The organism is Ruegeria sp. YTSA064, assembly GCF_059610325.1.
In genome coordinates, this window is sequence record NZ_JBXWNK010000013.1 from 116,998 (window position 1) to 129,862 (window position 12,865).

The following is a 12,865-nucleotide window of genomic DNA, read 5'->3' on the forward strand; positions in this document are numbered from 1 at the left end:
GCCCAAATTGAGTTGGCGATGATGTAATCGAATTTAGGGCTTGAAATTTCCGATTAAAACAATCAGATATAATGCAACGCCAGATTTTGATATCAAGCTCCAGGTTCTGGGGCGATCTGTAGGCTCAGCTTGTGCAGATGTGAAGGCCTGCCATCGCCCCGGAAACGACCACAAAGAGGCTGCGATTGCGCGAACGTTTCGAAGAATTGATGGGCGATCCCTGTTGCGCGTCATGTGATTGCGATGCGCTGACCTCAGATGTCGCCGCTTATCTTGATCACAAGACCTGTGATGCCGAACGTTGTCGCAAGCTCGAGGAACACCCCGTCGTGACACCTGAGCCTGTCAGGCGCGCATCACTGCGCGCGCTGAATGAAGGGGAAGTGCGGGTTTAGAAATCCACACCCCGCTGGGCTTTGATACCGGCCTGAAACGGATGCTTCTCTTCGGTCATCTCGGTCACCAGATCCGCATATTCGCGCAAAGCTTGGGGTGCATCCCGGCCTGTCAGGAATACGCTGGTTTTGTCCGAACGGGCCTTAAGACCGTCAATAACAGTCTCTACTGAAAGGTATTCATAGCGCAGCGCGATATTGATCTCGTCCAAAACAACAAGATCATAGTCGCCGCTTTTCATCAGATCACACGCCTTGCCAAAGGCTGCCGTCGCGGCAGCAATGTCACGTTCGCGGTCTTGCGTATCCCAGGTGAAGCCTTCGCCCATTGTGTGCCAGGTGACCAGATCACGCTCTTCAAAGAACCTGCGCTCACCCGTCTTCCATTTGCCTTTGATGAACTGAACCACAGCCACTTTCTGACCCCAACCCAAGGCGCGAATTACTACACCAAATGCGGCCGAGGACTTGCCCTTGCCCTTGCCGGTGTTGATCAGCACCAATCCCCGACCGGGATCAACCGCTTCCGAGACTTTTTTGCGGTGCTTCGCCTGCACCTCTTGCATTTTTTCTTTGTGGTTTTGTGCGTCGCTCATTGGGAAACCTCATGGGAGTATCGCGCCCTAAACTAGGGGAAGTTTGCAAAAGGTAAAGTCACGCTTTGGGGTCGGTTACAGACCGCGCCTTGGTCCGATCGAGTCCAAGTTGGCGTTCGCGTAGGATGACTACGACATTGCCGGCAATCACCAGCGTCGCGCCGCCCAGCATCACCAGGGTCGGAAGCTCATCAAACCAGATATAACCGATGATGATGGCAAACAGCATCGTCGTATAATCGTAAGGCGCCAACATTGAGGCTTGGCCGAATTTGTACGAGGATGTCACGAGAATCTGCGCCACTCCGCCGATCAAGCCCATTGTGACCAGCAATGCAGCTTGTTCCCAGCTTGGGACAACCCAGCCCCAAAACACCGATAGGCTTGAAAGCAAAGTTGCCGTGAGCGAAAAGTAGAACACAATCGCAGCTGGATGATCCACCTGCACAAGTTGCCGAATGTGTATCTGAACAAAAGCGCGCGCGACAGTAGCCGCCAATACACAGAGCGCGCCGATCATTGCGGCGGTTTCAGCAGTACCCGAGCCCAGGCGCGGCCAGATCATGATCAGAACGCCGACAAGACCAAGCGCAACGGCGCCGATGCGGATCATTCGTATCCGTTCACCCAACATGATTGCGGCCATGATCAGCGTGAAGATAGGGGTGGCATAGCCGATGGCCGTGACCTCGGGCAAAGGCAGCAGGCTAAGTCCGGTAAAGGTCAACCCCATGGCCGACGTGCCCAATACACCGCGCCAGAAATGGCCCATGGGCTTCTTTACGATGAAACCTTGCGTCAGCTCTCCGCGCCATGACAACCAAGCAATGATGACCGGAATGGCGAAGAGCGAGCGGAAAAACACCATTTCGCCCGGAGGGAAATCATCCGACAGCGCCTTGACCAAGGCGGACATTACTGTGAACAGCACCAGCGCACTGAGTTTCAGCGCCACGGCTAATGCCGGACGATGCGATGTTAAGGATTTCGCCATGGCGCGAACCTGCGCTTTCGCGCGCAAAAGATCAACGATGGGATTGTACCAATCAGACAGATTTCCAGTTGATTGGGAGTGGGTGCCCGATTTCTTCCGAGAATATCTCAAGAAACCCGAGCATTTGAGTAACCCGCTTGTGCGCTAAATCACGTCCGCCATCAGTCACCATTTCAGCTGGCAGATTCAGCAGCTTGGTCTTCCAATGGTCAATTGCAAATTTCTGATCATCCAAGACGCGGTCTTCGGCGAAGGGATCGGCGATATCATATAACGCCCGCCCCAACGCTCCCGACACGGCGAAGGTGCGGGCAATCCCGATCGCGCCAAGTGCGTCCAGTCGATCCGCATCCCGCAGGATACATGCCTCGGGCGATTCAGGAGGGATGTTGGCGGAGTAGCTGTGCGCAGCAATGGCGTGTTGCGTGTTGCAAATTTCCGAAGCCGCAAAGCCAAGTTCTGCAAGAATAGGCTCTGATTCAGTGGCCGATTGTTGCGACGCCAGATGCCGGTTGGGATCGTCCTTGGGCAGATTGACCAGATCATGCAGATAACAGGCGGCGAGCAATACACGCTGGTTGGTGCGCTGGTCAGCAATAGTCTGAGCGATTAACCAAACCCGATCCAGATGCGCCAGATCATGCGCTGGATCGGTCAGCATTCGCTGCGTGACGACCGCCCGAAGCGCCGCGCGATGATCAGCCAATCCGTCCACGGTTCTCGCCGATCTGGCCGCGATGTAGAAGCAAGTGATCGAGGATTACACAGGCCATCATCGCCTCACCCACCGGCACGGCGCGGATGCCAACGCAGGGATCGTGGCGTCCTTTGGTAATGATCTCGGTCTCTTCACCGGATTTGGTGATGGTTTTGCGAGTGGTCAAGATCGACGAGGTCGGCTTGACCGCAAACCGCACGACGACGTCCTGCCCTGTGGAAATGCCGCCCAAAATGCCACCTGCATGGTTCGAGCTGTATTGCGGGCCGTTCTGACCCATAAAGATTTCATCAGCGTTGGCTTCGCCGGTCAGTTCTGCTGCCGCCATACCCTCGCCAATCTCGACGCCTTTTACGGCGTTGATCGACATCATGGCAGCGGCCAGATCAGTGTCTAACTTTGCGTATATTGGTGCGCCCAGCCCCGCAGGGACGCCACGTGCCACGACCTCAACTACCGCGCCGACCGAGTTTCCGGACTTGCGCAGATCATCGAGATAGACCGCCCAATCCTCGGCAGATTTAGCGTCCGGTGTCCAGAACGGGTTTTGTTCGATCTGCGACCAGTCGAAATTGGCACGGTCGATTTTGTGCGGGCCGATCTGCGTCATATAACCGGTGATCTGCACATTCGGGGCGATCTGCCTGATTGCTTCGCGCGCTAATCCTCCGGCGGCGACGCGCGATGCCGTTTCCCGAGCCGAGCTTCGGCCGCCACCGCGATAATCGCGAATACCGTATTTCTGCCAGTAGGTAATATCAGCGTGACCAGGGCGGAACTTGTCCATGATGTCGCCGTAGTCTTTCGAGCGCTGATCGGTGTTCTCGATCATCAATTGTACAGGCGTGCCGGTGGTCTGGCCTTCGAAAACACCGGACAGAATTTTGACCTGATCGGGCTCGCGTCGCTGGGTCGTAAACTTGTTCTGCCCTGGTTTGCGCTTGTCCAGCCAGTGCTGGATCATAGTCTCATTGATTTGCACACCCGGTGGGCAGCCGTCGACGGTGGCCCCCAATGCAGGGCCGTGACTTTCACCCCAGGTGGTGACTCGGAAGAGGTGTCCAAAGCTGTTCATCGACATGGGGCGTGCTCCTTTGCGGAACGTGATTAGCGGGCGCGGGGCTTGGCCTCAAGCGGATTTGCGGTCGAGGGTGACCCCGACCGCTAGCTGTCAGGCCGCAGCAGCGATGTGCGTGCGGGTTTCGGTGACCTTTAGGGCCGCCTGTGCGGCTTCGCGCCCTTTTTGCACAAAGTGCTCGCGGTAGATGGCGTTGTGATGATCGGTTTCCTGATATTGATGCGGCGTCAGCGAGACCGACAGCACAGGGACACCGGTATCCATACCGGCGCGCATCAAACCATCAACCACGGCCTGAGCAACAAAATCGTGCCGGTATATGCCCCCATCTACTACAAAGGCTGCACAGGCTATGGCTGCGTATTGACCGGTTTGAGCCAGATCGCGGGCAATCAAAGGCATTTCAAACGCGCCGGGGACGTCAAATATATCGACCTGTTCGGCGGGGATGAGTTGCAAGAACCCATCAAGGGCGCGATCCACGATATCAGAATGCCAATTGGCTTTGACGAAAGAATAGCGGGTGTGTGTCATCATGATCTCCTTAGCAAACAGACACTTCACCCAAGGCGATCACGAGCGGGCACACCGCATTACCGGCGTGCTGCACGTTCTCTTTCATCCGGACTGTAACCGTCGGCTCTGGCCTCTCACCAGATCTGCTGACACCCCGAAGGTCGGGGCCGCTCGCGGGCTTACGGGTCGAGCCCGCATACCGCCGGTGGGGAATTTCGCCCCGCCCTGAGAACGAGGTGGACCTTGCCAATTCGATACTGGTTCTGCAAGAGAAATTGGACGGAGGACCTAAATGCATCCTAACCCTGCCTTTCGCAACGAGGCGTGTGCGCGTCATATCGATTTTGCCCGAGAGCGCGCCTTTGGCGTTCTGGCGGTCTCGACACAAGAAGCTCCGTTGCTGAGCCACGTTCCATTCCTGCTGAGCGAAGATGCCGGATGGGCGGATCTGCATCTGGTGCGGTCAAACCCGATCGTTCGTGCATTGAAGCAGCCGCAATCTGCGCGGATCGCCGTTTCAGGGCCTGATGGGTACATCTCGCCTGATTGGTATGGCGTCGATGATCAGGTCCCGACCTGGAACTATGTTGCGGTGCATCTGACCGGCGTGCTTGAGATGCGCCCCGTGGAAGAGTTGCGAGGCCTGCTGGATCGACAGGCTGCTGATTTCGAGAATCGCCTGTTGCCTAAGCCTCCATGGCTGGCGTCGAAGATGACACCAGATGCGCTGGATCGGATGATGCGGATGATCGTGCCATGCCGACTGACGGTATCGGACATAGATGGCACTTGGAAACTTAACCAGAACAAGCCCGACGTTGCGCGCCAACGCGCCGCTGATCACGTCCAATCTGCTGGGATTGGGGCTGAGGTCGGGACATTGGCCTCGCTTATGCGCGAGGCCAAAATTTAAAAATCACCTAGTTTACTGAGTAGTGAAGGTGGCGAGATAGGCGGCTATGTGATCCGCTCCTTTCTTTAGCTTCACGCTCATATTCGGGCGGGCGGTTTCATCATTCAGATACTGTTTGATGAAGTCGATGGGGTCTTGTGAATAGGCGGCGATGTTTTCTTCGGTCCATACCAGCCCTTCTTGCCCGGCACGGATCATGTCATCGGTAAACATGCCAATGGGCAGACGCTCGCTTCCGTTCAGATAGTCGTTTTCAGTCCCGGCCACGCGACCAACCACGCCATAGAGATTCGGCCCCGTGATTCCGCCTTTAACCAAAACTTCGCCATCTTTGATGATCGCGTGGCAGGATGAACATCGGTTATAGAGTTGCTCGCCTTTTGCGGGGTCTCCGGCAGCAATCGCTTGTGCTGTAGTCAGAATCGTAAAAAGACACGCAGTTACGGCAATTTTTGGCATTGGAATTCTCCGGCTACTTGGTGATTTCCTTCGGCCTTTCGCGTATTCCTACAATGAGTGCAATCGGAATTGGATATTCTGCTATATCTTTGAAATATCTATTTTAAATTAACAATTTAATCTCATCATGTTCGCGTTAACTTGGAAAATATCGTGGCAAAACTCTGGCAAATTCAGTGTCATTTCGACGATCTTAAGAGGGAGTCAAGGTGGATAAACCCGGATGCGCCAATCCGCAGGCCAGCCCCGAATCACACCACATGACCGCCGGACCTAGTGGCTGCCCAGAAGACTAAAATCTGCATTTGATATTGAAATTTTACCCTTTCACCGTGACATGATTGCTTAGATGCGGCGTATTGCGCGTTTAAGAGCGCTGGACGAACTCTATTCTCCCCGATAGATACCCCCTTTAAGACGCCGCAGTTCATGCGGTGCGCGAGCTATATGCCCGTTCGCGGGCGCCAGACAATTCGGAGATAACCTCGTGTCCCACGCTGAAGACCACGAAGGCACCCGCAGAGATTTTCTGTACTACGTCGCTGGCGGCGCAGGTGTCGTTGCGACGGGGGCTGCCGTTTGGCCCCTGGTAAATCAAATGAATCCCTCGGCAGACGTTCAGGCGCTGTCCTCGATCCGTGTTGACGTCAGCGGGGTTGAGACGGGCACGCAGCTGACCGTGAAGTGGTTGGGCAAACCTGTTTTCATCCGTCACCGAACTGGTGCCGAGATCCAGGAAGCCAAAGAGCAGGACGCCGAAGGCGTGGATGCTCTGCCTGATCCGCTGGCGCGTAACTTCAATATTGCAGCCGATGCACCGGCAACTGACGCCAACCGCGTCATGCCGTCGCCCGAAGGCGAAGCGCCGGGTGCATGGATCGTTCAGATGGGCGTCTGTACTCACCTTGGATGTGTGCCGCTGGGCGATGCCGGTGATTTCGGCGGCTGGTTCTGCCCCTGCCACGGTTCGCACTACGATCTGGCCGGCCGTATCCGTAAGGGCCCCGCGCCCGAGAACCTGCCTGTCCCACCCGCTGAATGGGTGGACAACAGCACAATCAAACTCGGCTAAGGGAGACCCAACTTATGTCCGGAATTCCCCACGATCATTACGAGCCGAAGACAAGCGGCGAAAAGTGGCTGAACAGCCGCCTGCCGATTGTCGGCCTGCTGTATGATACCCTGATGATCCCGACCCCAAAGAACCTGAACTGGATGTGGATTTGGGGTATCGTTCTGACGTTCTGTCTGGCGCTGCAAATCGTCACCGGTATCGTTCTGGTGATGCACTATACCCCGCATGTCGATCTGGCCTTTGCCAGCATCGAACACATCATGCGCAACGTGAATGGCGGCTATATGCTGCGGTATCTGCACATGAACGGCGCGTCTCTGTTCTTTGTTGCGGTCTACATTCACATTTTCCGCGGCCTGTTCTACGGCTCGTACAAAGCCCCGCGTGAGATCACGTGGATCATCGGTATGCTGATCTACCTGATGATGATGGGCACTGCCTTCATGGGTTACGTTCTGCCCTGGGGCCAGATGTCCTTCTGGGGTGCGACCGTGATCACCGGCCTGTTTGGAGCGATCCCGTTTGTGGGTGACGCGATTCAGACCTGGCTGCTGGGCGGACCTGCGGTGGACAACGCCACGCTGAACCGTTTCTTCTCTCTGCACTACCTGCTGCCTTTCGTTATCGCAGCGCTGGTCATCGTGCATATCTGGGCCTTCCACACCACTGGCAACAACAACCCTACGGGTGTTGAAGTACGCCGTGGTTCGAAAGCCGAGGCCGAGAAAGACACGCTGCCGTTCTGGCCCTATTTCGTGATCAAGGACCTGTTCGCTCTGGCCGTCATTCTGGTCGTGTTCTGGGCCATCGTGGGTTACATGCCGAACTATCTGGGCCACCCGGATAACTACATCGAAGCCAACCCGCTGGTCACACCTGCGCACATCGTTCCTGAATGGTACTTCCTGCCGTTCTACGCGATTCTGCGTGCGTTCACCGGCGAGGTCTGGGTCGTTCAGTTCGCCAGCTTCATCACCGGCGGCATCATCGATGCCAAGTTCTTCGGTGTTCTGGCGATGTTCGGTGCGATCCTTGCAATGGCTCTGGCACCTTGGCTGGACACATCGACCGTGCGTTCGGGCAAATACCGCCCGATGTTCAAATGGTGGTTCTACCTGCTGGTCATCGACTTCTTTGCCCTGATGTGGCTGGGTGCGATGCCCGCGGAAGAACCCTATGCGACCTTCTCGCTGATCGCGTCCGCCTACTGGTTCGCATATTTCTTCGTGATCCTGCCGATCCTTGGTGTGATCGAGAAACCTCTGGCACAGCCGGAAACCATCGAAGAAGACTTCAACGCGCATTATGGCAAGGCTGACGCCGACGCCACGCCGGCCGAGTAAGAAGAGGGACCGGAATCATGTTCAAGAAACTTGCAATCGGTGCCGCGTTTGCTCTGGCCCTTGCGCCCGCCTCGACCTTTGCGGCAGGTGGCGGTGAGCAGCACATCGAGGACTTTGACTTTTCGTTCGAAGGTCCGTTTGGCACCTGGGATCAGAACCAGCTTCAGCGCGGTCTGCAGATCTACACCGAGGTCTGCGCGGCGTGCCATGGTCTGCAATACATACCGCTGCGGACGCTTGAGGATCTGGGATATTCGGAAGAACAGGTCATCACCTATGCGGCCGATAATTTCGAAGTGTTTGATCCCGAGCTGGACGATTTCCGCCCGGCAATCCCGACCGACCACTTCCCGGCCAATACTGGCGTTGGCGCACCGGACCTGAGCTTGATGGCGAAGGCCCGTGCCGGATTCCATGGCCCATACGGCCTGGGGATTAACCAACTGGTCAAAGGCATGGGTGGTGCGGAATATATCGCATCATTGCTTGACGGCTATACCGGCGAAGAGAAGGAAGAGGCGGGCACGGTTCTTTATGAGAACAAGGCCTTCCCGGGTGGCTGGATCTCGATGGCACCGCCATTGGCCGAGGATCAGGTCGAATTCGCAGATGGTCATCCAGCAACGGTTGAAGCCATGTCGGAAGACGTTGCGGCCTTCCTGATGTGGACCGCTGAGCCAAAGATGATGGGCCGCAAGAATGCCGGGTTCGTCGGTGTTCTGTTCCTGACGGTTCTGTCTGTGCTGCTTTATCTGGTGAACAAGCGCCTGTGGGCGCCCCACAAGGGCAAGATCCGCAAGGACTAATATCCAACCGGATTGTCTATTAAAGGACCCCCGCACCTTTCGGTTGCGGGGTTTCTTCTTTGGTGCCTACTAGAATTCAGGCCACGAGTTCCCAGATAGCGAATACAGAAATTCCGAAGGAGCTTATCGATGGCAGACAAAATCGAAGCCACACGTAAACAGGTTGTCATTCAGCATTGGGATGGCAGCAAGAAATACATGATGGCCCCGAATGAGTATGTCGGAGTTGTTGTGGGCAAAGAGGCCACCGACGGAGAATACGTAATCTCGGACGGCGTTATGGCTCCAGGAGGCGCGGTGCCCGATCATTACCATAAATGGGAGGATCAGACGTTTCACATTCTTCAAGGCACGGTTGATGCGAAGATTGGTGACACGTGGGTCAGCGCCGGCGCAGGGGATACCATTCACTGCCCGCGCGGAGTTTCCCACTATATGAAAAACAATAGCGATCAGGATGTGCGTATGATCAGCTACATTTTCCCCGGCGACCGCGTCGAAGCGTTCATGGCCGAAACCTCCCGGCAGAACGAGAGTGGCGAACAGGACTTTGAGTTGATCGAGCGGGAATTCGGTGTCGTCTATCTTTGACTGACCTGAGCACAGGGTTGGGCCTGCAACTGCGTACCTGATGTGCCTGTGATCACCCCGCGCACGATCTGCCCTTCAATTTGAGGCTGCGCAAAAGTGACTTCGGTGAACTGTTCCGTCCGCCCCATATGAGGGTTTTCCATCAGTATGTTGTGATGCCTTCCAACCTGTTCTGAAAGATGCTTCGCAACCTTGGCATCCCCGGCAGCGCGTAAGCGGGCGGCCCGCTCCTTGATTACGTTTCCGTTCACCTGCTGTGGAATGCGAGCAGCGGGAGTTCCTTCGCGTTTTGAATAAGGAAACACATGCAGCCAGGTCAGGTCGCAGTCGTTGACCAGTTTTAGAGAATTCTCGAAATGGTCTTCGGACTCTGTCGGGAAGCCTGCGATGATATCGGCCCCAAATGTCATATCCGGGCGCAACTTACGAGCCTCTTCCGTAAAGCGGATGGCATCATCGCGCAGGTGGCGACGTTTCATGCGCTTCAGGATCAGATCATCACCATGCTGTAGCGACAGATGCAGATGCGGCATCAGGCGCGGTTCGGTCGCAATAGCTTGCATCAGATTCTCGTCCACCTCGATCGAGTCGATCGAACTGATCCGCAGGCGCTGAAGGTCCGGCACCAGTTTCAGGATGCGCATGACCAGATCACCAAACTTGGGTTGCGCAGGCAGGTCCGCGCCCCATGAGGTCAGGTCAACTCCGGTCAGGACAACTTCGTTATAGCCCCTATCGACCAGCCGCTTGATCTGGTCCACCACGACGCCTGCAGGGACGCTGCGAGAGTTTCCGCGGCCATAGGGGATGATGCAGAAAGTACACCGATGGTCGCACCCGTTCTGGACCTGTACGTAGGCGCGTGAGCGGGTGCCAAAACCGTCGATCAGATGGCCCGCCGTTTCGGTAACAGACATGATGTCATCTACCTGCACGGCTTCGGTCTGACCGATGAAATCAGCAGCCATTCCTTTCCAGGTTTCGGGCCGCATCTTTTCGGTGTTTCCGATTACCGCGTCGACCTCATCCATGCGCGCGAATGTCTCTGGCTCAGTCTGCGCGGCACAGCCGGTGACAATCAGGCGAGCGTCGGGATTTTCCCGCCGCAGCTTGCGAATTTCCTGCCGCGCCTTGCGCACGGCCTCAGCAGTCACCGCACAAGTGTTTACGATCACCGCATCGCTAAGGCCCGCCAGCTGTGACAGCTCTTTCATCGCCTCGGTCTCGTAGGCGTTCAGGCGGCAACCCAGAGTACTGAACTTGGGCGGATTCATTCCAGAGACCTCAGAAATTCCGGCGTGAGCGTACCCGAAAAAACGTGGACTGTTGGCCCCGTCATCCAGACGCCATCATCGCGCCAGTCGATCCATATAGTCCCACCGTCAAGATCAACTTGTACCTGGCGCCCGGTAAGTCCACGCCGGGCCGCTGCGACGGCAGTGGCACAGGATGATGACCCCGAAGCCAAGGTGATCCCAACACCGCGCTCCCAGACGCGCATGCGGATTTTGTCTGGCCCTGCGATCTGTGCTACCTGCACGTTGGTACGTTCAGGATAGAGCGGATGGTGTTCATAACGCGCACCGAAATCTTCGAGAGGGATCGCCTCCGCATCGTCGACAAAGAAAGTGCAATGCGGATTACCCATTCCGGTTGCTGTTGGCCCCCCTTCGATGGGGAGTTCAAGCGTGTCCATTTCTTCGGTCAGGGGAATCTCATTCCAAAGAAGCTGAGGTTGGCCCATGTTGACTGATGTCAGGCCATTTCCTGCGTCCCGTGCCTGCAGAGTGCCGCGTTCTGTCGTGAGAGTCAGATCCGATCTGCCAGTTTCATCCAGCAAGAACCTGGCAATACATCGCGTTGCGTTGCCACAGGCTGCCGAGGTCGACCCATCGGCGTTGTAGAACACCAGATGCGCATCTGCATCTCCGCTTTCGATCACCGCGAGCTGGTCGAAACCCACGCCAAACTGCCGATGTCCAATTCCCCTGGCCATCTTGGGTGTGATCGGAATCGTATGCGCGCGCGCATCCACAACGACAAAGTCATTGCCCAGCCCGTGCATCTTCATAATGGGCAATCCGGTATCGTTTAGGGTTTGCATTGCGGGCATATAACCCCGGCGACAAAATGAATCCAGCCTGTCCTAAAGATTCCACAAAATAGGGGTTGACCCCCCAGCGCCACCTGCCTAATTAGGCCGCCTATCGGGGCGCTGGACTGACATCAGACAAAAGCGTGCCGAGGTGCAAATTTAGGTCTTGAACCCGGTTGGGTAAATACCTTACAGAGCGCCACGGATCATCGAGATCCAACAAAAGAGTGGGCCGTTAGCTCAGTTGGTAGAGCAACTGACTTTTAATCAGTGGGTCGCAGGTTCGAATCCTGCACGGCTCACCACTGTGTTCAATGAAAGATGACACGAAGTTTGTCTCTTTTGACAGAGGTTTATCCCTGTTGCGGGATAAATTCTGAGCTCTGCATCATGTGTCTCGTATGCGCAATAGGAAGCTCAATGCCCGTAGATCTGGTTGAATAACTACCCCTACTCAACGAGTCCGGTATAGATGGGCTTAGTTATTGTTCTGCAGTCGAACCAAATCCCAAATAGGTTGCTGGAACCTTGGCTGTGAGCCAGACACCGTTGTCAGCGCGTAAAAACTCAAAACCGTCGTTGAACATTCGTTGTGCCTCGACGCGTAGCACAACAGGTTTGCCGTGTCGTTGGCCAACGCGCTTGGCTGTGTCTGGATCCAAAGATAGATGAACCTGGTGGCGACGCCCAGAAATTAAGCCCTCGGAGAATATTGCATCAAGATTTGCGCTGGCTGTACTGTGGTATAGTTCGTCAGGTGGACATTGAGGCTCCAGACCCAGATCCACATCAATTGAGTGACCTTGAGCTGCCCTGATCCGCAAGCCATCCTCGGACAGAGTGAAGCGCTTCTTATCGTTGTTTTCGACAAGCTGAATGAGTTCGTCGCGGCTAAGCTTGCGATTGGCTTTCTTCAGCTTCCGCAAGAGTTCATCAACACGAACCCACCCATGCTTATCGAGCTGAAGACCGATCTCCTCAGGCTTGTGCCGAAGCACCAGGCTCAAAAACTTGCTTTCTCTGCTCATTGATGAATTGCTTCAGATACTGGATTGATTGGCTTTTACCACGAAGCTTGTCAGTTAGGAATTGAATAGGTAGTTTCACGCATTAGCGCGAATTTGGCTTTTCGCTGTGATTGGATTTCGACCGGTCTTCAGTGAAGTGAACAAGCTCAGCATTACCGATGGCTGGAACGCATCTACGCCATCAGAACGGCTCATCAATCATGCCTTTCAGATCACTAGGCCTGTCTGTCGGTGCCAGAAAAGCTCGGGTCTAGTACG

15 protein-coding genes, 1 tRNA gene and 1 riboswitch are annotated in these 12,865 nt (G+C 55.6%); of the genes, 7 read left to right on the top strand and 9 right to left on the bottom strand.

What is annotated here, in order from left to right; genetic code table 11:
- Positions 1-185 precede the first annotated feature (185 nt).
- Positions 186-395 (top strand): hypothetical protein, encoded by a 210-nt coding sequence (locus AC2FI7_RS18820; RefSeq protein ID WP_010443134.1) that lies wholly within the window; start codon positions 186-188, stop codon positions 393-395.
- Here AC2FI7_RS18820 and cobO read toward each other — a convergent pair.
- The 5 genes from cobO to AC2FI7_RS18845 all read right to left on the bottom strand — a co-directional run bounded on the left by cobO (position 392) and on the right by AC2FI7_RS18845 (position 4,315).
- Entirely contained in the window at positions 392-991 is a 600-nt protein-coding gene (gene cobO / locus AC2FI7_RS18825; RefSeq protein WP_010443135.1) for a cob(I)yrinic acid a,c-diamide adenosyltransferase, read from the bottom strand. The two genes, AC2FI7_RS18820 and cobO, sit on opposite strands and share 4 nt — an antisense overlap.
- 58 nt (positions 992-1,049) lie before the next feature.
- Positions 1,050-1,985: a DMT family transporter gene (locus tag AC2FI7_RS18830; RefSeq protein ID WP_010443136.1), complete on the bottom strand. Its 936-nt coding sequence runs from the start codon at positions 1,983-1,985 to the stop codon at positions 1,050-1,052.
- A gap of 52 nt (positions 1,986-2,037) precedes the next feature.
- Positions 2,038-2,700 carry an HD domain-containing protein gene (locus AC2FI7_RS18835; protein ID WP_496815714.1) on the bottom strand — a complete coding sequence of 221 codons (663 nt, stop codon included), beginning with the start codon at positions 2,698-2,700 and terminating at the stop codon, positions 2,038-2,040.
- Positions 2,684-3,784 carry a chorismate synthase gene (gene aroC, locus AC2FI7_RS18840; RefSeq protein WP_010443138.1) on the bottom strand — a complete coding sequence of 367 codons (1,101 nt, stop codon included), beginning with the start codon at positions 3,782-3,784 and terminating at the stop codon, positions 2,684-2,686. The genes AC2FI7_RS18835 and aroC overlap by 17 nt, the downstream gene beginning before the upstream one ends.
- A gap of 90 nt (positions 3,785-3,874) precedes the next feature.
- Positions 3,875-4,315 (bottom strand): 6,7-dimethyl-8-ribityllumazine synthase, encoded by a 441-nt coding sequence (locus AC2FI7_RS18845; protein ID WP_496815715.1) that lies wholly within the window; start codon positions 4,313-4,315, stop codon positions 3,875-3,877.
- Between the two features lie 72 nt (positions 4,316-4,387).
- A riboswitch (FMN riboswitch) is annotated at positions 4,388-4,534 on the bottom strand.
- 55 nt (positions 4,535-4,589) lie between these two features.
- Between AC2FI7_RS18845 and AC2FI7_RS18850 the strand changes: the two genes are divergently transcribed.
- Complete coding sequence (locus AC2FI7_RS18850) at positions 4,590-5,210, top strand: FMN-binding negative transcriptional regulator (protein ID WP_496815716.1); 621 nt, start codon at positions 4,590-4,592, stop codon at positions 5,208-5,210.
- Between the two features lie 12 nt (positions 5,211-5,222).
- Here AC2FI7_RS18850 and AC2FI7_RS18855 read toward each other — a convergent pair whose 3' ends face one another.
- Positions 5,223-5,669, bottom strand: coding sequence for a c-type cytochrome (locus tag AC2FI7_RS18855; RefSeq protein WP_010443141.1), 447 nt, complete (start codon positions 5,667-5,669; stop codon positions 5,223-5,225).
- A gap of 487 nt (positions 5,670-6,156) precedes the next feature.
- On the opposite strand from AC2FI7_RS18855, the gene petA reads away from it, so the two are divergent.
- The 4 genes from petA (at position 6,157) to AC2FI7_RS18875 (ending at position 9,484) form a co-directional block, all read left to right on the top strand.
- Positions 6,157-6,741, top strand: a complete 585-nt coding sequence (petA, locus tag AC2FI7_RS18860) for a ubiquinol-cytochrome c reductase iron-sulfur subunit (protein ID WP_010443142.1) — start codon at positions 6,157-6,159, stop codon at positions 6,739-6,741.
- A 14-nt stretch (positions 6,742-6,755) separates the two neighbouring features.
- Complete coding sequence (gene petB / locus AC2FI7_RS18865) at positions 6,756-8,087, top strand: cytochrome b (RefSeq protein WP_010443143.1); 1,332 nt, start codon at positions 6,756-6,758, stop codon at positions 8,085-8,087.
- 17 nt (positions 8,088-8,104) lie between these two features.
- Positions 8,105-8,893, top strand: a complete 789-nt coding sequence (locus tag AC2FI7_RS18870; RefSeq protein WP_010443144.1) for a cytochrome c1 — start codon at positions 8,105-8,107, stop codon at positions 8,891-8,893.
- A 129-nt stretch (positions 8,894-9,022) separates the two neighbouring features.
- On the top strand, positions 9,023-9,484 hold the full coding sequence (locus AC2FI7_RS18875) for a cupin domain-containing protein (RefSeq protein ID WP_496815717.1): 462 nt from the start codon (positions 9,023-9,025) through the stop codon (positions 9,482-9,484).
- On the opposite strand, the gene mtaB is transcribed toward AC2FI7_RS18875, so the two are convergent.
- Together mtaB and dapF are read right to left on the bottom strand one after the other, a co-directional pair.
- The gene (gene mtaB, locus AC2FI7_RS18880) at positions 9,475-10,758 is read right to left on the bottom strand and encodes a tRNA (N(6)-L-threonylcarbamoyladenosine(37)-C(2))-methylthiotransferase MtaB (RefSeq protein ID WP_010443146.1); all 1,284 of its coding nucleotides are present in this window, start codon (positions 10,756-10,758) and stop codon (positions 9,475-9,477) included. The two genes, AC2FI7_RS18875 and mtaB, sit on opposite strands and share 10 nt — an antisense overlap.
- Positions 10,755-11,597 carry a diaminopimelate epimerase gene (gene dapF, locus AC2FI7_RS18885; RefSeq protein WP_010443147.1) on the bottom strand — a complete coding sequence of 281 codons (843 nt, stop codon included), beginning with the start codon at positions 11,595-11,597 and terminating at the stop codon, positions 10,755-10,757. The genes mtaB and dapF overlap by 4 nt, the downstream gene beginning before the upstream one ends.
- Before the next feature lie 211 nt (positions 11,598-11,808).
- On the opposite strand from dapF, the gene AC2FI7_RS18890 reads away from it, so the two are divergent.
- A tRNA-Lys gene (locus tag AC2FI7_RS18890) sits at positions 11,809-11,884 on the top strand.
- 177 nt (positions 11,885-12,061) lie between these two features.
- On the opposite strand, the gene AC2FI7_RS18895 is transcribed toward AC2FI7_RS18890, so the two are convergent.
- Positions 12,062-12,607: an RNA 2'-phosphotransferase gene (locus AC2FI7_RS18895; protein WP_010443148.1), complete on the bottom strand. Its 546-nt coding sequence runs from the start codon at positions 12,605-12,607 to the stop codon at positions 12,062-12,064.
- Positions 12,608-12,865 lie beyond the last annotated feature (258 nt).

Excerpts from the sequence above, each read along its gene's own strand:
- AC2FI7_RS18830 (WP_010443136.1), bottom strand. The coding sequence starts at position 1,985 with ATGGCGAAATCCTTAACATCGCATCGTCCGGCATTAGCCGTGGCGCTG.
- mtaB (WP_010443146.1), bottom strand. The coding sequence starts at position 10,758 with ATGAATCCGCCCAAGTTCAGTACTCTGGGTTGCCGCCTGAACGCCTAC.
- AC2FI7_RS18895 (WP_010443148.1), bottom strand. The coding sequence starts at position 12,607 with ATGAGCAGAGAAAGCAAGTTTTTGAGCCTGGTGCTTCGGCACAAGCCT.
- AC2FI7_RS18850 (WP_496815716.1), top strand. The coding sequence starts at position 4,590 with ATGCATCCTAACCCTGCCTTTCGCAACGAGGCGTGTGCGCGTCATATC.
- cobO (WP_010443135.1), bottom strand. The coding sequence starts at position 991 with ATGAGCGACGCACAAAACCACAAAGAAAAAATGCAAGAGGTGCAGGCG.
- aroC (WP_010443138.1), bottom strand. The coding sequence starts at position 3,784 with ATGTCGATGAACAGCTTTGGACACCTCTTCCGAGTCACCACCTGGGGT.
- AC2FI7_RS18845 (WP_496815715.1), bottom strand. The coding sequence starts at position 4,315 with ATGACACACACCCGCTATTCTTTCGTCAAAGCCAATTGGCATTCTGAT.
- AC2FI7_RS18870 (WP_010443144.1), top strand. The coding sequence starts at position 8,105 with ATGTTCAAGAAACTTGCAATCGGTGCCGCGTTTGCTCTGGCCCTTGCG.
- dapF (WP_010443147.1), bottom strand. The coding sequence starts at position 11,597 with ATGCCCGCAATGCAAACCCTAAACGATACCGGATTGCCCATTATGAAG.
- AC2FI7_RS18875 (WP_496815717.1), top strand. The coding sequence starts at position 9,023 with ATGGCAGACAAAATCGAAGCCACACGTAAACAGGTTGTCATTCAGCAT.
- AC2FI7_RS18855 (WP_010443141.1), bottom strand. The coding sequence starts at position 5,669 with ATGCCAAAAATTGCCGTAACTGCGTGTCTTTTTACGATTCTGACTACA.
- petB (WP_010443143.1), top strand. The coding sequence starts at position 6,756 with ATGTCCGGAATTCCCCACGATCATTACGAGCCGAAGACAAGCGGCGAA.